The 17,034-nt window shown below is 55.0% G+C and carries 14 protein-coding genes; 6 read left to right on the forward strand and 8 right to left on the reverse strand.

Annotated features, from left to right (window positions below):
- Nucleotides 1-15 precede the first annotated feature (15 nt).
- Nucleotides 16-444 carry a 50S ribosomal protein L13 gene (rplM, locus tag HF650_RS21310; protein WP_023480976.1) on the reverse strand — a complete coding sequence of 143 codons (429 nt, stop codon included), beginning with the start codon at nt 442-444 and terminating at the stop codon, nt 16-18.
- Nucleotides 445-684: 240 nt separating this feature from the next.
- A complete protein-coding gene (gene zapE / locus HF650_RS21315; RefSeq protein ID WP_187800268.1) occupies nt 685-1,812 on the reverse strand; it encodes a cell division protein ZapE in 1,128 nt (375 codons plus the stop codon).
- Nucleotides 1,813-2,001: 189 nt separating this feature from the next.
- Between zapE and zapG the strand changes: the two genes are divergently transcribed.
- The 3 genes from zapG (at nt 2,002) to degS (ending at nt 5,100) form a co-directional block, all read left to right on the forward strand.
- The gene (zapG, locus tag HF650_RS21320; RefSeq protein WP_023480758.1) at nt 2,002-2,400 is read left to right on the forward strand and encodes a Z-ring associated protein ZapG; all 399 of its coding nucleotides are present in this window, start codon (nt 2,002-2,004) and stop codon (nt 2,398-2,400) included.
- Between the two features lie 170 nt (nt 2,401-2,570).
- On the forward strand, nt 2,571-3,941 hold the full coding sequence (gene degQ, locus HF650_RS21325; RefSeq protein WP_187800269.1) for a serine endoprotease DegQ: 1,371 nt from the start codon (nt 2,571-2,573) through the stop codon (nt 3,939-3,941).
- A gap of 91 nt (nt 3,942-4,032) precedes the next feature.
- Nucleotides 4,033-5,100 (forward strand): outer membrane-stress sensor serine endopeptidase DegS, encoded by a 1,068-nt coding sequence (degS, locus tag HF650_RS21330; RefSeq protein WP_187800270.1) that lies wholly within the window; start codon nt 4,033-4,035, stop codon nt 5,098-5,100.
- Between the two features lie 51 nt (nt 5,101-5,151).
- On the opposite strand, the gene mdh is transcribed toward degS, so the two are convergent.
- Complete coding sequence (gene mdh, locus HF650_RS21335) at nt 5,152-6,090, reverse strand: malate dehydrogenase (protein WP_187800271.1); 939 nt, start codon at nt 6,088-6,090, stop codon at nt 5,152-5,154.
- 412 nt (nt 6,091-6,502) lie between these two features.
- Here mdh and argR point away from each other — a divergent pair, with 412 nt between their 5' ends.
- From argR to yhcN (HF650_RS21350), 3 genes are all read left to right on the forward strand, one after another.
- Nucleotides 6,503-6,973, forward strand: a complete 471-nt coding sequence (gene argR / locus HF650_RS21340) for a transcriptional regulator ArgR (RefSeq protein WP_023480960.1) — start codon at nt 6,503-6,505, stop codon at nt 6,971-6,973.
- 378 nt (nt 6,974-7,351) lie between these two features.
- Entirely contained in the window at nt 7,352-7,615 is a 264-nt protein-coding gene (gene yhcN / locus HF650_RS21345; RefSeq protein ID WP_187800272.1) for a peroxide/acid stress response protein YhcN, read from the forward strand.
- A 102-nt stretch (nt 7,616-7,717) separates the two neighbouring features.
- Nucleotides 7,718-7,981 (forward strand): peroxide/acid stress response protein YhcN, encoded by a 264-nt coding sequence (gene yhcN / locus HF650_RS21350; protein ID WP_187800273.1) that lies wholly within the window; start codon nt 7,718-7,720, stop codon nt 7,979-7,981.
- Between the two features lie 67 nt (nt 7,982-8,048).
- On the opposite strand, the gene HF650_RS21355 is transcribed toward yhcN (HF650_RS21350), so the two are convergent.
- The 5 genes from HF650_RS21355 to aaeA form a co-directional block, all read right to left on the reverse strand.
- Nucleotides 8,049-12,131, reverse strand: a complete 4,083-nt coding sequence (locus HF650_RS21355) for a S6 family peptidase (RefSeq protein WP_187800274.1) — start codon at nt 12,129-12,131, stop codon at nt 8,049-8,051.
- A 161-nt stretch (nt 12,132-12,292) separates the two neighbouring features.
- Nucleotides 12,293-12,562: a hypothetical protein gene (locus HF650_RS21360; RefSeq protein WP_187802783.1), complete on the reverse strand. Its 270-nt coding sequence runs from the start codon at nt 12,560-12,562 to the stop codon at nt 12,293-12,295.
- Nucleotides 12,563-12,589: 27 nt separating this feature from the next.
- Nucleotides 12,590-14,044, reverse strand: coding sequence for an NAD-dependent succinate-semialdehyde dehydrogenase (locus HF650_RS21365; protein ID WP_187800275.1), 1,455 nt, complete (start codon nt 14,042-14,044; stop codon nt 12,590-12,592).
- An 83-nt stretch (nt 14,045-14,127) separates the two neighbouring features.
- Entirely contained in the window at nt 14,128-16,095 is a 1,968-nt protein-coding gene (aaeB, locus tag HF650_RS21370; protein ID WP_187800276.1) for a p-hydroxybenzoic acid efflux pump subunit AaeB, read from the reverse strand.
- Nucleotides 16,096-16,100: 5 nt separating this feature from the next.
- Nucleotides 16,101-17,033: a p-hydroxybenzoic acid efflux pump subunit AaeA gene (aaeA, locus tag HF650_RS21375; RefSeq protein WP_187800277.1), complete on the reverse strand. Its 933-nt coding sequence runs from the start codon at nt 17,031-17,033 to the stop codon at nt 16,101-16,103.
- Nucleotide 17,034 lies beyond the last annotated feature (1 nt).

The raw sequence follows: 17,034 nt of genomic DNA on the forward strand, positions 1-17,034 counted from the left end.
TGCCTATAATCCCGATTAGATGTCAAGAACTTGCGGTTGCTGTGCCGCGTGGTTGTGCTCGTTGCCAGCGTAAACTTTCAGTTTACGGTACATAGCACGACCCAGCGGGCCTTTTGGCAGCATGCCTTTAACCGCGATTTCAATCACACGCTCAGGACGGCGGGCAATCATCTCTTCAAAGGTCGCTTGTTTGATACCACCGATGTGGCCAGTGTGGTGGTAATACACTTTATCTTCACGCTTGTTGCCGGTTACAGCAACTTTCTCAGCGTTCAGAACGATGATGTAATCACCAGTATCAACGTGCGGGGTGTATTCCGCTTTGTGCTTACCGCGCAGGCGACGAGCCAGTTCGGTAGCCAGACGACCCAGAGTTTTACCGGTCGCGTCAACAACATACCAGTCGCGTTTTACGGTTTCTGGTTTAGCTGTAAAAGTTTTCATTAAAAGCTTACCCAAATAATTAGTTTCACGTTGGTGAACACCCAAACGTTTGTCAGTTGAGGTTCACACGACAAAGTCCGGCAAACCTACCCCTTCGAATAGCCTATGCCGGCGCATAGAAAGTTTTTGGGAAAAAAAACTTTCCCGTAACGTGGGGTCGCAGGATTATAGAGAAGTCGGGGTCAAAGATCGACCCCTTTTCGTCTTTTGCTGTTGGATTTCTGCACCAGGGATGAACAATTACGGCATATGCTCGCGTTTCAGGTACTCCTCGCTCTGCATCTCCTGCAGGCGCGATAAACAGCGCTGAAACTCAAACCTCACCCGCTCGCCCTGGTAAATCTCATGCAGCGGCGCGGCGGCGCTCACCACCAGCTTCACGTGGCGCTCATAAAATTCATCCACCAGCGCAATAAAGCGGCGCGCTTCGTTCTCCATCAGCTTCGTCATCACCGGCACCTCAAACAGCATCACGGTGTGGAAAAGGCGCGACAGCGCGATGTAATCATGCTGGCTGCGCGCATCAACACATAATGTGGCAAAGGAGACGGCTAAGGTTTGACTCTCCACGCCGAGTGTCGCCAGCGGCCGATGATTCACCTCCAGCTCCGGCGCGTGACGGCGCGGCGCACCCGCCAGCGCCAGCCACAGCTTATCCATCTGCTGCGCGGTCTCTTCACCAAGCGGCGACAGCCATAAATGGGCCTGGGTGAGCGTACGCAAGCGGTAATCGATGCCGGCGTCGACGTTCATCACATCGCAAAACTGCTTTATCGCCTCAATGGCGGGCAGGAAACGGGCGCGCTGTAAGCCATTGCGATAGAGCTCGTCCGGCGGAATGTTCGACGTCGCCACCAGCGTGATGCCACGCGCGAACAGCGCTTTCATTAGCCCGCCAAGCAGCATCGCATCGGTAATGTCTGAAACAAAGAACTCATCAAAACAGAGCACGTCGGTTTGCGCCTTGAAGCGGTCAGCAACAATCTCCAGCGGATCGCTCTGCCCTTGCAGCGTGGTTAACTCTTCATGCACGCGCAACATAAAGCGGTGAAAGTGCAGACGCTGTTTACGCTCGCCCGGCAAGCTGTGATAGAAGAGATCCATCAGCCAGGTTTTGCCTCGTCCGACACCTCCCCACATATAGAGGCCGCGTACCGGCTCTCGCGGTGCGGTATCGCGTTTGCCCAGCAGCTTACTGAACTTCGCCATCAGGCCTCCGCTCTGCTGCGCGGCGGGCTCCTGTTCGGCAATCAACTGTTGATAAATCGTATCCAGTCGGGTGACAGCTTCTTTTTGCACATCGTCCGGCTGATGGCTACCCTCTTTCAGGGCAGTAAGATATCGCGATGTCGGGGAAAGGCTTTGCATGGTGTTATTGTTGTTCCTTGAAAATCGATCCGCCCCCACAGGGTTGACGAAAAAAAAGCCGCTCTACACTACGCGATGCAGCGTCAGGATTCCACTTCTGCACATTTAGCGGTTATAGTGGCACTCTCCGGCGCAGGCAAGAAGCTTGCAGCCCACCCCCTACGGAATCGAACAACAATGGGAGAAGTCATGACCTGGGAATACGCGCTAATTGGGTTAGTTGTCGGCATTATTATTGGTGCCGTGGGCATGCGTTTCGGAAACCGGAAATTGCGTCAACAGCAGGCCTTGCAGTATGAACTGGAAAAAAACAAAGCAGAACTGGAAGAGTACCGCGAAGAGCTGGTGAGTCACTTTGCCCGCAGTGCTGAACTTCTGGACAACATGGCGGATGACTATCGTCAGCTTTACCAGCATATGGCGAAGAGCTCCTCCAGCCTGCTGCCGGAAATGTCCGCGGAAGAGAATCCGTTCCGCAACCGTCTGTCAGAGTCTGAAGCAAACAACGATCAGGCCCCGGTACAGATCCCGCGTGACTACTCTGAAGGCGCATCGGGTCTGCTGCGCGGTCGCGCCAATCGCAAATAAGGCCTTCCCCCTCCTTATTTATACGGGCGCGTCCCCCGCGCCCATCGCAACTTCCCCATTCCAGCTATTATTTAGTCATTCTTCGCATTGTTACCCGGTTGAAATTTCAATAACATCACTCTGTTTTGGGCATCTATCCTTCCACTTCAGGTTACTGAGAGCCAGCATCGATGAAGAAACAAACCCAGTTGTTGAGTGCAATCGCGTTAAGTGTCGGCTTATCTCTCTCGGCACCGTTGGCAACGGCGGCCATGCCGTCACAGGTACCTGGCCAGGGGGCGTTACCTAGTCTTGCGCCGGTGCTTGAGAAAGTGCTTCCCGCCGTGGTCAGCGTGCAGGTTGAAGGCACTGCGGTACAGAGCCAGAAGGTTCCGGAAGAGTTAAAGAAATTCTTCGGTGAAGGAGCGCCCGAGCAGCCGCAACAGCCGCAGCCGTTCGAGGGGCTGGGCTCCGGGGTAATTATTGATGCCGCGAAGGGCTACGTCCTGACCAATAATCACGTCATCAACCAGGCGCAAAAAATTAGCGTGCAGCTCAACGATGGTCGCGAATTCGACGCCAAACTAATCGGCGGCGACGACCAGAGCGACATCGCGCTGTTACAGCTGCAAAACCCCAGCAACCTGACGCAAATCGCCATTGCCGACTCCGATAAGCTGCGCGTCGGCGATTTTGTCGTCGCGGTTGGTAACCCGTTTGGCCTCGGGCAGACCGCAACGTCCGGGATTGTCTCGGCGCTCGGTCGTAGCGGCCTTAACCTCGAAGGGCTGGAGAACTTTATCCAGACCGATGCCTCGATTAACCGCGGTAACTCCGGCGGCGCGCTGCTCAATCTCAACGGCGAGCTGATCGGCATTAATACCGCCATTCTCGCGCCCGGCGGCGGCAGTGTTGGTATCGGCTTTGCTATCCCCAGCAATATGGCGCAAACACTCTCCCATCAGTTAATCCAGTTTGGTGAGATTAAGCGCGGCCTGCTCGGCATTAAAGGCATGGAGATGAGCGCGGACATCGCCAAAGCCTTTAACCTGAATGTGCAGCGCGGGGCATTTGTCAGCGAAGTGCTGCCCAACTCCGGCTCGGCGAAAGCGGGAATCAAATCCGGGGATGTGATTGTCAGCCTCAACGGTAAAGCCCTGAACAGCTTCGCGGAGTTGCGCTCGCGCATCGCCACCACAGAACCGGGCGCGAAAGTGAAGCTTGGGCTGCTGCGCGACGGTAAACCACTTGACGTTGAAGTGACGCTGGATAAGAGCACCTCCGCTTCCGCCAGCGCAGAGCTGATTTCGCCAGCGTTGCAGGGGGCAGAGTTGAGCGACGGGCAGTTGAAGGATGGCACCAAAGGCATCCGGGTTGGTGAAGTTGAGAAAGGCAGCTCCGCGGCACAGGCTGGCCTGCATAAAGATGATGTGATCATCGGCGTTAACCGTGCGCGCGTGCAGTCTATCGCCGAGATGCGCAAAGTGCTGGAGACCAGGCCGTCGGTGATGGCGCTGCACATTGTGCGGGGTAACGACAGTATCTATCTGCTGCTGCGTTAACCCTTTCCTCGTCCGGGCATCACCGCTGCGTGTGATGTCCGGATAACTCATGGTATGCTGCTGCGGTCCTTCTTTTAACGACTATCCCATCATGTATGTGAAGCTTTTACGTTCGATTGCAATCGGTATTGTCGTCGGTGGCCTGATCATCGCCGCCATGCCGTCGCTACGTCAGAATAACCCGCTCGCGACGCATCCGTTAGACAGCGCCGATGAGACACCTGCGTCCTATAATTCGGCCGTGCGCCGCGCCGCGCCCGCAGTGGTCAACGTCTATAACCGTAGCCTGAACAGCTCCACGCACGATCGCCTTGAAATCCGCACCCTCGGCTCCGGCGTTATCATGGATCAGCGCGGCTATATCATCACTAACAAGCATGTGATCAACGATGCGGATCAGATTATCGTCGCCCTGCAGGATGGACGCGTCTTTGAAGCCCTGCTGGTCGGCTCAGATAGCCTGACGGATCTGGCGGTGCTGAAAGTGAACGCTAACTCCGGGCTGCCAGTGATCCCAATTAATGCCAGGCGCACGCCGCATATTGGCGATGTGGTGCTGGCGATAGGCAACCCCTACAACCTCGGGCAGACCATCACACAGGGGATCATCAGCGCCACCGGGCGTATCGGCCTCAACCCCAGCGGGCGGCAAAATTTCCTGCAGACCGATGCCTCTATTAACCACGGCAACTCTGGCGGCGCGCTGGTTAACTCGCTCGGCGAGTTAATGGGCATCAATACCCTGTCGTTTGATAAGAGCAACGATGGGGAGACGCCGGAGGGGATTGGTTTCGCCATTCCGTTCCAGCTGGCGACCAAAATTATGGATAAGCTTATCCGCGACGGGCGAGTGATCCGCGGCTATATCGGTATCGGCGGACGCGAGATTGCCCCACTGCACGCCCAGGGCACCGGTATCGATCCGATTCAGGGCATTGTGGTTAATGAAGTGTCGCCAGACGGCCCGGCCGCGCGCGCAGGTATTCAGGTCAATGACGTGATCACCTCCGTGAACGGCAAACCGGCGGTATCGGCGCTGGAGACCATGGACCAGGTGGCGGAGATCCGCCCGGGTTCAGAGATCCCGGTTGAAGTGATGCGTGACGATAAAAAGCTGACGCTGCACGTCACCATTCAGGAGTACCCGGCCACCAACTGACGGCCATAAAAAAACCGGAGCGCAGGCTCCGGTTTCTCATCTCAGCCGCGATTAGCGGTTAACGAAATCGACACCGAGATCGATATCTTTTTTCAGCGTATCCAGCATACCTTCCAGCGACTGCTGTTCAAACGCGCTGAGCTGGCCAATCGCCTTGCGCTCTTCTACGCCGTTTTTACCCAGCAGCAGCGGCTGCGAGAAGAAACGTGCATATTCGCCATCGCCTTCAACGTAGGCGCACTCAACGATACCGCTCTCGCCCTGCAAGGCGCGCACCAGCGACAGACCAAAACGTGCAGCCGCCTGGCCCATGGAGAGGGTTGCTGAACCGCCACCCGCCTTCGCTTCCACCACTTCGGTGCCCGCGTTCTGGATACGCTTGGTCAGGTCGGCCACTTCCTGCTCGCTGAAGGTAACGCCCGGGATCTGCGACAGCAGCGGCAGGATGGTCACACCAGAGTGCCCGCCAATCACCGGTACTTCGATCTCGGCAGGTTTCTTACCTTTCAGCTCAGCAACGAACGTGTTGGAGCGAATAATGTCCAGCGTGGTCACGCCAAACAGTTTGTTCTTGTCATAGACACCCGCTTTTTTCAGCACTTCAGCCGCAATCGCGACGGTGGTGTTGACCGGGTTAGTAATGATACCGATACAGGCTTTCGGCGCGGTTTTCGCTACCTGCGCCACCAGGTTTTTCACGATACCGGCGTTGACGTTAAACAGGTCGGAGCGATCCATACCGGGTTTACGCGCAACCCCTGCTGAGATCAGCACTACGTCAGCACCTTCCAGCGCAGGCGTCGCATCTTCACCGGAGAAGCCTTTGATGTTTACATCGGTCGGGATATGACTGAGGTCTACAGCGACACCGGGAGTGACAGGTGCGATGTCGTAGAGGGAGAGTTCTGAACCTGAAGGCAGTTGTGTTTTCAGTAGTAGGGCAAGCGCCTGGCCGATACCGCCGGCCGCGCCGAGGACTGCGACTTTCATCCTAAACTCCTTATTATGGTTAGCTAAATATATTGTTACTCCGCTGCGGCGACCTTAATTCACCCTGCTAATTATGACAACAAGTGCGCCAAAATAACGCGGCACAGCCCACTGTAGCGATTTTATAAAAGGGTTAAATATGACCGTCAGATCGGCAAGCTAAGTAACTAACTTAACGAGTTTATAATATAGCTGTAGAATTCACCAAAATAACATCATATTTATAACATTTAATTTACTTTTTACTCTTATTTGCGACGTAAGCCACATGCTGATGTCCTTAACGAAAGAATTTGCTAAACTTCGCGCCCTTCCCCATAACTTTTCAGCATATTTATCTGCAGAATGTTTGCATAAAAATTCATTAATATGCATAATAATGTTGTTTTCACGGCCATATTACGGGTGACTTATGCGAAGCTCGGCTAAACAAGAAGAATTAGTGAAGGCGTTTAAAGCGCTTTTAAAAGAAGAGAAATTCAGTTCCCAGGGTGAAATTGTTCAGGCCTTACAAGAAGAGGGCTTCGACAATATCAACCAGTCCAAAGTCTCACGCATGCTGACCAAGTTCGGCGCGGTACGTACGCGTAACGCGAAAATGGAGATGGTCTACTGCCTGCCGATTGAGATGGGCGTACCAACGACCTCCAGCCCACTGAAGAATCTGGTACTGGATATCGACTACAACGACGCGGTGGTAGTCATCCACACCAGCCCTGGCGCTGCACAGTTGATCGCACGCCTGCTCGACTCGCTGGGTAAAGCGGAAGGGATCCTCGGCACCATCGCTGGTGACGATACTATCTTCACCACGCCAGCCCGCGGCTTTACCGTTAAAGATCTCTACGAAGCGATCCTCGTTCTCTTCGAACAAGAGCTTTAACCGCGCATTCCCCTCGGTCCCCGCTGAGGGGGAATGTTCGGCATTTTTCCCCTTCCAGGCGACTTTCCACCTCATTTCATTTAACAAATAGTGCGATTTTTCGTTTCCTTCCCCTACTACAGCTGATAGCACCGCACAAAAAATCAAAGCAACCTATCCCGCTGATTTTATTAATCCTCGTTAACTAATTCTTCGCCATAAGCTAAATTTTTATGCTACTTGGTTATAAAAAAGGCCAAATGTTATACGCATTCGCCACAGTTATAATTAGCTTGGTATTAATTATTCGCGTTATTAGTGTATACTTGATTTCGTGATGGGGGTCACAAAACGAACCCCTTAAAAATTTAAAGAAAAGATTACGACGAGGTAAGCAGCATGAATATCAAATCATCTATCGCAACTATGGGTATCCTTTCAGCACTCTCATTTGGCGCCTTCGCCGCTGATATGATCAATGCAGACCAGGCGCAAGATCGTCAGTCTCTGGGTACCGTCTCCGTCGGCGCCATCGCCTCTTCACCAATGGACATGAACGCGCAGCTGAGCAAAAAAGCGGAACAGCAGGGTGCATCATCCTACCGCATCATTGAAGCGCACAGCGGTGACCGCTGGCACGCGACGGCTGAACTCTACAAATAAGTTGTACCCCTAACCCTATGAATTAATCGCTCAACGGCACCAGGCATAAGAAAAGATGTTTAACCCTTCTCGCCGTTGAGTCTCTCTTAAGGAGAAAACAGTATGAAACGCAATCTGATCATCGCATCTCTTGGCCTTGCTTCCCTGATCTCATTCGGCGCGAGCGCCGCAACTCTGGTAAACAGCGATCAGGCCAGCAACCTGCAACCCGTAGGTACCGTCTCTGTTTCACAGATCGCCGGTGTTCCGATGGATATCCGTCAGGAACTCTCCGCGAAAGCCGATCAGGCTGGCGCAAGCAGCTACCGCATTATTGAAGCCCGTACCGGTTCTCACACCCACGTGACGGCTGAACTGTACAAATAAACCCTCGTCGTCTGTCCGACGACTTGCCCCTGCCTCCCCTGGCAGGGGCTTTTTTTTATCTGCTTGCTTAGAAGGAGTAGTGCAGCTGCGCGTTGATAGCCTGCCCGGCATCAATGTTGCCAAACTTTGCGTGCGCAACATCAAGCTCAACGTGAAGGTTATCGCTCACCTGCCCATCAATGCTGGCATGGTAACGTAGACGCCCGTCACGTTCTGCTTTGACCCGAGTATCTCCTGTATCATCGTGAAGGATAATGTCGCCATCAGCCCATAGCTCTGTCTCATAATGCAGCCCCGCCCGCAGCGTAATCGCCCAATCACGATCGCAGAAGTGCGCCCCTGCAACGATCCCGGTACGCCCCACCCACGGGATTGCGCTCTTACGATGCAGAGCAAGAGAGAGGCCGCGATCGCGCCAGTGGAAAGTGGTGTCGGAGAGTTTGCCCAGCGCAACTTGCGCCTGCGGTTCAATATAAGCATGCGGAGTGAGCGAGTAGTGATAGCCCGTTTCAACGCCGCCTAACCAGCTGTTCATGCTGTAATCCCGTGCGTTGAGTCCGCTAAACGCCAGCCGATCGTGATGGTATGAGTGAATATATTTCACGGCGGCATCAAGATATAAACCAGACTTACTTAGCAAAGTGGCATAGTAGCCTGCACCGAAATCGCGACTGCTCCCCTGCACGCTCTCCCCACTCAACTGATGGGTGGCGTAGCTCATATAGACACCAGAAAAGAGATCGGCTGCGGGATAGGCGCTTTTTTTATCAATACCCGACCAGGTAATTGCGTCGTGACCGGCTGCGTTTATTTTTCCCGCGCCGTTATTACGCTCCGTATATGCCCACGCTCCTTCGCGACCGCCATTTTCCCGCAACTGCGCGGGTCGTTTATTCAGGCTATTCACTTCCGTAATGAAGCGCTTATAGTTCATGGCAAAAAAGCGTCTGGCGGTGGCCATTGCGGCGGGATCGGGGGTCTGTTTGAAACCGGTCAGGATCCACTTCGTGTTCAGCGCATCCGTTTGCTGTTTGATAATCGGCTCAAGTTTGCTAAACCCCCTCACCGCCTTTGCCGCCGTAAAAAGTGACGCGGGCGTGCCTTGCGGTGCCGTGATCAGCGGAAGATTCAGCCCCTTAACAGGGCGTGAGGGTGTAATTACATCAAGAAACAGAACGTTGTTGCGGCCGCTTGCGTGCTGGCTAATTTCGATTTTATCGCTGCTTTGCAGATCCGTGCGCAGGGCAAAACCCGTTTCATTAGCCTCTAGCTCGGCAATTTTTAAAGTATTAAAGCGATGTTTGCCTGCCGAAAGCCCCACCAGCGAGCGCGAGGCAGCGACGCTTCCAACTTCCGAATCACGACGTAGCTGCCAGCGCGTTGCATTCAGGCTTAACCGCGCACGCGGCGCAGAGAGCGAACCCAGCCAGCTACTCTGAAAACCGAAAAGCTTGCCCACGCTCCCCTTCTGCCCGGCGTTAAGCGCTTCAACAAGACGCGGCACATCACTCTCACCAAAGCGGATAACCGCCTCACCCACGGCGTGAATACGCCCCCATAGCGAGGCGAAGGCGGTCACATTAAGGGTGCTCTCATCATTAAGCTCATACGTTGCTCCGCTCTTCAGCACATAGAGCGAAGGGCTAACGCGTCCCGGCGCGACAGGGGTTGCCGCCAGCAGTAGCGAGGCTGAAGGGCCGACGGTTACAGTGGCATTACTGCTCCAGCCGCCCGTTGCAGTTAGCCGCGCACTCTCCTCAAGGGTGAGCGCGGTGTGGTTGAACTGACTGAAACCATCAAAGGTGGCATCCCGCGACGAGATCGTGACCCGGCTATTCTGACCGTAAACCGTGCCGGTAAATTTCTCGCGAATGGCAAGTGTCGAGTTAGCTGAGAGATTAATGTGTCCCCAGAAGCGGCTAAGATCCTCATCGAGCGCGCCCGTTGAGATCCCCCGACTCGGCACATTCACCAGGCCATTGCCATCATTGAGATCGAGATAAGGTGTAGAGCTGCCCAGCGTGATAGTCGCTCCTCTGGCCTCAATATTGGCGAGCAGTGATGCATTTCTCGCCAGATCAAACGAGGCATAATCGAGCACTAAACGATTGAGGTGAAAAATGCGGCGCTCCCAGTCCGGCTGTGTGAAGGAGACCGGCTCGCTGCGTAGGGAGTAATCTCTCAATGAACGCAGTTTTTCAACAATTTCTGGCGTGTTATAAGCATGAATAACAGGGTGTCCCTGGAACACCAGCCGGCCATACTGCTGCGTAAAATCTCCGGCTATATCAACCGCTCCGTCCAGAATCAAGGCGCCGCGCGTGCCTGCTACCATGCGGTTCGTGACGTTAAGATTGCCGCGTAGCTGGCCGTGAAACATCGCGTCCTCATCTTTCTGCCGTTCATAACGCGTATGGATCGCCTGCTGATGATCGTGACCGATAAATTCCCAATGCTCATTGCTGCGCTGATCGCCCGGGAACCAGTCATACTCAGGTGTTTTAAGAATGAAGTAATCATTGGTGCCGGTATTGGAGTTACGATACCCATACAGCTCGCCGACCTGTCCTGTTCGCGCGTATGACCACTCAAAGATGGGAATAGCGTCCATCGCGCGGTGGTAGCGTAGAGTGATATCGGCCCGCTTTGCTGCACGGTTAATCAGTGCGGCACCGTAATCTTCGGCATTGAGCCGATGAAAGGTGAGTGGGTTGCCGTTAACATCGAGCCTGCCGCCGCGAAAACCCCACGTAATCATATCCGGATCGATCTGCTGACTATCACGAAGAACGACTAACGGCCTGCCGCTAACGATGCGCAGCGCTCTGCATGCTCTTAGCCTGCCTTGTGCATCGGGGCGCTGGGCAAGCACCACAGTTCCATCACCAATATTCAACCCGCCAGGATTGATGCCCTGGGCGTTAATGTTCAGCGTACCTTTACCCACCTTATGCAAGTTATCCCCTTCGGTGCCGTTCACCAGCCATTTTACTGTCGCGCCGGAAGCGACATTGACGCCACCGCCCGTCCACGTCTGCGCCTGCATCGGCGAAACGCTGGCGTTTGCGTAAAAGGTTAAGCTTCCCGCCCCCTGATCGACGCTATCCTGTAGCAACATCACCGCATCCGCACCGCGGAAAATTAGGTCGTTACCGCTACTGCTACTCTCTGTCCCTTTTCCCTGCATGGCATAAGCGCTTCTCCCCTGGGTTAAGGTGCCCACTCCTGATGCCGCATCGTATCGCCACATAAAAAGCGCATTGTTTTGCCGGTTTTCTATCGTTGCACTGACATATTTCTCTCTGGTCTGCTGAATGAATTGCGGGTTAACAAAGGTGTAAGCACTTTGCTCTGGTTGCCCCAGATAGAGCATGCTTAATGCGCCGACTACCATCCACTGGTTGTTCAGGCTATCCCAGGCGTAGAGTGGTGAGCCGCTATCACCCAGTGCGCCATGGCTCGCCAGCGGACCATTTTTAGGATCAAAAACATCGCCGGAGTTGATCACCAACAGTTGATAAAGATTAATTCGCGGCTGCCCGATGGTTCCGCCGGTGAGGAAACGATAAGCCCCCTGGATATCGCTCCGCTTTCCCGTGGCGTCACTTACTTTTTGTCTGCCGGCTCCCATGCGGTAAAAGAGACGAAAACGCGTCTCGTCATGCAGCGATTTAAGCGGCATGTTTAAAGGAGATATCGCCGCGGGGGCCACCTCCGTCACCACTTTATTTAAGCGAATAACGCTAAAATCTCTTAGTCGAAGACTCTCTCTGTCAGCCAGATGATAAAGATAATGACCATAATTAAGCGTCTGGAGATATGAGGTAGGATTATGATGCACCGTGGTTGCATATTGCGGGTGAATAAGTGTAGCGATACCGCTGGTTTTATTTACGCTACTGAAATCAGGCATGGGTGCCTGATTTAACAGGCCCACCGTCTGACCATATTTATTATAAATGGGCACATCCCGCGCTCCCGGATAAAACGCCCCTTTGTTGGTCGCGAAATCACGATAGGTCTGATAAGGGATATCGGCATTTGCAACGGAGCGCTGAACAATGCGGGCTTTCGCATGCAGGGCGCAGGAAGGGAAAAAGAGAGATAGACAGAGTGATAGCGTGACTTCAAGCGAATATATCTTTTTCATACTAACCATCCTTTGGTTTAGTAATAGAAGAAAATATTGCTCTACATTGAAAATATAGTAATAAGCGTCTGCTAATTATAATTATCGCAACAGGCTTTGACGCCCGTCGCGAATTAACTCTAGCACAGCGTTATATTTATATATTCCGAAAAAGAGTAGTGTTAGCGTACGTTAAAACGCAGCTCGCCCTCCAGCTCCTCTTCCGCTTCATCAAACAATAAGATGAGCGCCCCAAAACGGCGGCGCTTTTTCTCAGGCAGATGGATAAAAGCAATCTCTAGCGGCAGCGGTAATTCCCCCTCAACCACTGCCTCCCACAGCGAATCGAGATCGTGCACCTTCTCCTCTCCAAGGGCGAACTGACGACAAAAATCGCGGTAGAAGGCGCGTTGATCGGCGATCTCTTTAAAATCGAAGGTGTAGCTCTTCATACTCTCCATCATCTGCCGTTCCACTCTTTATAAGCCGCCTAAATGTAACGTTTTCACTTCCATAAACTCCTCCAACCCCAGCACAGAGCCTTCGCGGCCTAAACCCGACTCTTTCACGCCGCCAAAAGGGGCGACTTCGGTCGACACCGCGCACTCGTTCACGCCAATCATGCCGCTCTCCAGCGTCTGCGAAACGCGGAACACCCGCTGCAGATTTTGCGTGTAAAAGTAGGCTGCAAGCCCAAACGGCGTGGCATTGGCGCGCTTGATCACCTCCTCTTCGCTGGTAAAGCGGAAGCAGGCGGCAAGCGGGCCGAAAGTCTCTTCCTGCGCCAGTTTCATGCCATCGCTACAGTCGCCGAGCACCGTCGGTTGCCAGAAGTTACCGCCCAGCGCGTGCGGTTCGCCGCCGGTCAACACTTTCGCGCCTTTCGCCACCGCATCTTCAACATGCTCACGCACTTTATCGACGGCGGAGGACTCAATCAGCGGGCCGACGACCACCCCTTCGTCCATGCCATTACCCACTTTCAGCGCCTTAACCGCCTCGCTCAGCTTGCGGGTAAATTCGTCATAGATGCCTTCCTGAATATAGAAGCGGTTGACGCTGACGCACACCTGGCCTGCGTTACGGAACTTGTTCGCCACCGCCCCCTGCACCGCGGCATCAATATCGGCATCGTCAAAGACGATATAGGGCGCGTTACCGCCCAGCTCCATTGAGACCTTTTTCATCGTCTCGGCGGCGTTGCGCACCAGCGTTTTGCCCACCGCCGTTGAGCCAGTGAAGGAGATTTTGCGCACCTCCGGGCTGGCCATAATCGCATCGCTGATCTCAGAAGTTGTGCCAGCGACCGCGTTTAGCACGCCATCGGGGACGCCCGCTTTTTTTGCCAGCGTGAGCAGCGCAAAGGCGCTCAGCGGCGTATTGTTGGCGGGTTTTATTACGCCGGTACAGCCTGCGGCTAACGCCGGGCCAAGCTTGCGGGTCAGCATTGCCATCGGGAAGTTCCACGGTGTAATTGCCGCCACCACGCCGATAGGTTCACGGGTCGCCAGAATGCGCGATCCCGGCTTAACCGGCGGAATGATCTCGCCGTTGGCGCGTTTAGCCTGCTCGGCAAACCATTGAATAAAGCTGGCGGCGTATTCGACTTCGCCCTCCGCCTCTTTCAACGGTTTCCCCTGCTCGCTGGTCATCAAACGCCCCAGCCAGCTTTTGTTCTCGATAATCAGTTCATACCAGCGATAGAGAATGGTTGAGCGCTCTTTGGCGGTTTTTGCCCGCCAGGCGGGAAAGGCACGCGCCGCGGCGGCAATCGCCTCTTCGGTCTCTTTTTTTCCCGCTTTCGCCACGCGCGCGATCGTCTCGCCGCTGGCCGGGTTCAGAACCTCAAAGGTGGTCTCCAGGTTTTTCCAGACGCCATCGACCAGATAACCGGTCTGAAAAAGCGCACTCTCCTGCAATGCCTGCGTGCTCATGAGTTCTCCTGATCTGCGGTGTGTTGATTCTCCAGTGAAGTATAGTCATAAAAAAACCGACGCTTAGGGCGTCGGCTTTGTCATTAATTGCTGGTTAGCGCGTGTTGATACTTATGCAACATGCCGGTTAGCCGCTCGACCGGCTCCGTCACCTGCGGCGAGGCATTCCACTCGCGCAGTTTCTGCTGATACACCGCCAGCTCCTCCAGCAACTGGGTAAAGTAGCGATGCCGTTTGGTATCGGATCCCGCGGCGATCACCTGTGAGGCGGTGCGGCGCAGCTGCCGGTGGAACGCCGATAGATCGTCATTGATTGGTATCGGCGCATCGCGTAGGCGCTGGTGGGCAATGATCAGCGTTAACGCGAGGCGGAACTTCGCCACGTCGCCGGGGAACTTATTCAGTAATAAGAAGAGCTGTTGATAGAGCGCCGGGAGATGGTTCTCTTTACGTCGGGCGGTGTTGGTGGTCATCGCCGAGACCGCTGCCGAAACAAATTGGTTAAGCAGCACGCGCCCGGTGCGCGCCTGCGAGTTATCGCGCACCAGCAGGATCACCGTTATCGCCAGTACTACGCCCACCAGCTGCCCCAGCGCGCTGTCGAGGAAGAAGCTGAACTTAAAGGTCATCGGGTTATCCAGCACCAGAATATTAATGGTGCCCGCCAGCGTCGCCATCGATCCCAGCCGCCGCTTCTGCACTTCAATACCAATAAAGAAGGCCAGCACCGCAAGGCTGATACAGAGCAGCAGCATACTTTGCTGCGTGGCCGGGAGTATCACCAGGAAGTAGAGCGCACCTATCGGTAATGCCCACAGCATGCCGTAGACGAAATCTTTCGCCACCATAATCGGATTGGGCAGCCGCATCGCCAGTGAAGTGACAACGGCGATCATCACCATCGCTCCGCTGCCGGAGGTCCAGCCGGTCCACAGCCAGAAGAGCGTGCCGAGGGCGCAGGAGAGCGTGGTGCGCCAGAAGTTAATCATCGCATGGTGGCGCTCGGCGGATTCCGCTTTCACTACCGCTTCGCCCTGCAGCACCTCCTCTTCAACGGCGCTGATTTTGGTATTGCCAATCACGCCGCGCTTAAGCAGCAGATAACGCGTCGCCGCGCCGACCCAGCTGTAGAGCGTCACCGGCGTGTCGCGCTCGCCGGTCCAGATAATCACCCGGCGCATGCGTTTTAACTGCCGGTGCACGTCCTGAACCGTTTCGACCGGCTCGTCGAACAGCTCGCGAAAGGTATCGGTGATTAGCTCCGGGCGCGTGTTCTGAATCAGGTAGGTCTCGCATGCCTGCGTAATCAGCGTCAGCGAGAGGGTGTTAATTACCTTCAGACGGCGGTTCGCCAGCCCCCAGCGGGAGGATTCTATCTTCAGGTTGCTGCGCATCCCGTCCAGCCCGGCGGTGCGGCGAACCAGCGCCGCCCAGGCGGCATCCACCTCCTCACTGTCACCATGCTTGATACAGAGCTGCATCAGCTGATAGTGCGCCACCAGCAGGCTGTCGAGCTCCCGGTCAATCACCTGCTTCACCGAGCGCGGCGAGAAGAGCAGATCGGCGACAATCGCGCACAAAATCCCCACCACAATCTCACTACAGCGCTCGACGGCATATTGCGGTGCCAGCAGCGGGTTAGGCTCAATGGTAATAACAATGATCAGCGCCGTGTAGCCCGCCAGCCCCCAGGCGTAGGAGTTCTCAACGCGTATCAGCGAGGAGACCCATGTACAAAAACCCGCCCAGATACAGCTCACCAACAGCATCAGCAGCGGTGTGCGGATCAGCATAATAATGATGGTCAGCCCGGCGATACAGCCAATAAAGGTTCCGGCGATACGTAACATGCCACGGTAGCGGATCGCGCCGGAGTATGGCTCGCCGCCCGCCGCAAAAGCGGGCCCGGCGGCAACAATCGCCGCGGTCAGCACTGCCCAGCGCGGCGTCTCAAGCTGGAAGTGAAAGCCAACAAACAGCGCCAGTACCACCGCGCCGGCCAGTTTGCAGGCAAAGCGCAGATGCTGGCTGGCGATAGAGAACAGCCCCATAGCGATTACCCCAGCTCACGCAGACGGTGGGCGATTTTACGAAACAGCGAATCCTGGCTGGCGTCGCGATCGGTTTTGCCGGTGACCACGACGGTTGCGGTGGTGCCTGCCGGCCACAGGTTGCCCTGCTGTTTATCCAGACGGATGCGCACCGGCACGCGCTGCGCCAGACGAACCCATTCGAGGTTGGAGTCGACGGTCGCCATCCCTTTGCTGTCATTGGTGCTGCTGGAGTTAGTCACCCCGGCGGCGACGCTGTCGACAGTGCCCTTCAGCACCTGATTGCTGCCTAACGGTGTGATCTCGGCGCGGTAACCGGCGCGTACGCCCTCAAGCTTGGTCTCTTCCATATAGGCCAGCACATAGAAGCTGTTCTGCTTCACCAGCGCCACGGCGGTGGAACCGCGCGTAATGAACTCACCGGCGTAAACATTAAGGTTGGTCACCCAGCCATCGGCCGGAGCGCGAATGATGGTGCGTTCGAGATCGAGCTTCGCCAGATCGCGCGTCGCCTGCGCTTTCGCTAACTGATGCAGTTCGGTTTGCAGGGTGTTATTCGCCTGATCTATCTCTTCGCGCGACATCGCCTGGATGCCTAACTGGTTGCGGCGGCCGGCTTCGCGTCGCTTCTCATTGACTAAAGCCTGGTAATAAGCGACATCGGCTTCATCCTGCTCAAGCGCTTTTTGGTAGCGCGGCTGGTCGATGGTGAAGAGCACCTGCCCCTGTTTGACCAACTGGTTATCGTGGACATCAACGCTGGTGACCAGCCCGGTGACATCCGGAGCGATCGCCACCACATCGGCGGTGAAGCGCGCATCACGCGTCCAGGGGGATTCAGTGTAGTAAACCCAGGCGCGGAAAATAGCGATGAACGCCAGAATGACCAGCGCTACGGTGATCGCGGTACGGGTAATATTTCTTGTTAGTGTTTTCACT

The sequence above is a fragment of the Kosakonia sp. SMBL-WEM22 genome (genome assembly GCF_014490785.1).
Classification (GTDB): Bacteria; Pseudomonadota; Gammaproteobacteria; order Enterobacterales; family Enterobacteriaceae; genus Kosakonia.

What these genes read in the sequence shown, in the direction of transcription:
- mdh (WP_187800271.1), bottom strand. Translation starts at nt 6,090, where the DNA reads ATGAAAGTCGCAGTCCTCGGCGCGGCCGGCGGTATCGGCCAGGCGCTT.
- rplM (WP_023480976.1), bottom strand. Translation starts at nt 444, where the DNA reads ATGAAAACTTTTACAGCTAAACCAGAAACCGTAAAACGCGACTGGTAT.
- degQ (WP_187800269.1), top strand. Translation starts at nt 2,571, where the DNA reads ATGAAGAAACAAACCCAGTTGTTGAGTGCAATCGCGTTAAGTGTCGGC.
- argR (WP_023480960.1), top strand. Translation starts at nt 6,503, where the DNA reads ATGCGAAGCTCGGCTAAACAAGAAGAATTAGTGAAGGCGTTTAAAGCG.
- aaeB (WP_187800276.1), bottom strand. Translation starts at nt 16,095, where the DNA reads ATGGGGCTGTTCTCTATCGCCAGCCAGCATCTGCGCTTTGCCTGCAAA.
- yhcN (WP_187800273.1), top strand. Translation starts at nt 7,718, where the DNA reads ATGAAACGCAATCTGATCATCGCATCTCTTGGCCTTGCTTCCCTGATC.
- HF650_RS21360 (WP_187802783.1), bottom strand. Translation starts at nt 12,562, where the DNA reads ATGAAGAGCTACACCTTCGATTTTAAAGAGATCGCCGATCAACGCGCC.
- degS (WP_187800270.1), top strand. Translation starts at nt 4,033, where the DNA reads ATGTATGTGAAGCTTTTACGTTCGATTGCAATCGGTATTGTCGTCGGT.
- HF650_RS21365 (WP_187800275.1), bottom strand. Translation starts at nt 14,044, where the DNA reads ATGAGCACGCAGGCATTGCAGGAGAGTGCGCTTTTTCAGACCGGTTAT.
- zapG (WP_023480758.1), top strand. Translation starts at nt 2,002, where the DNA reads ATGACCTGGGAATACGCGCTAATTGGGTTAGTTGTCGGCATTATTATT.
- yhcN (WP_187800272.1), top strand. Translation starts at nt 7,352, where the DNA reads ATGAATATCAAATCATCTATCGCAACTATGGGTATCCTTTCAGCACTC.
- HF650_RS21355 (WP_187800274.1), bottom strand. Translation starts at nt 12,131, where the DNA reads ATGAAAAAGATATATTCGCTTGAAGTCACGCTATCACTCTGTCTATCT.
- zapE (WP_187800268.1), bottom strand. Translation starts at nt 1,812, where the DNA reads ATGCAAAGCCTTTCCCCGACATCGCGATATCTTACTGCCCTGAAAGAG.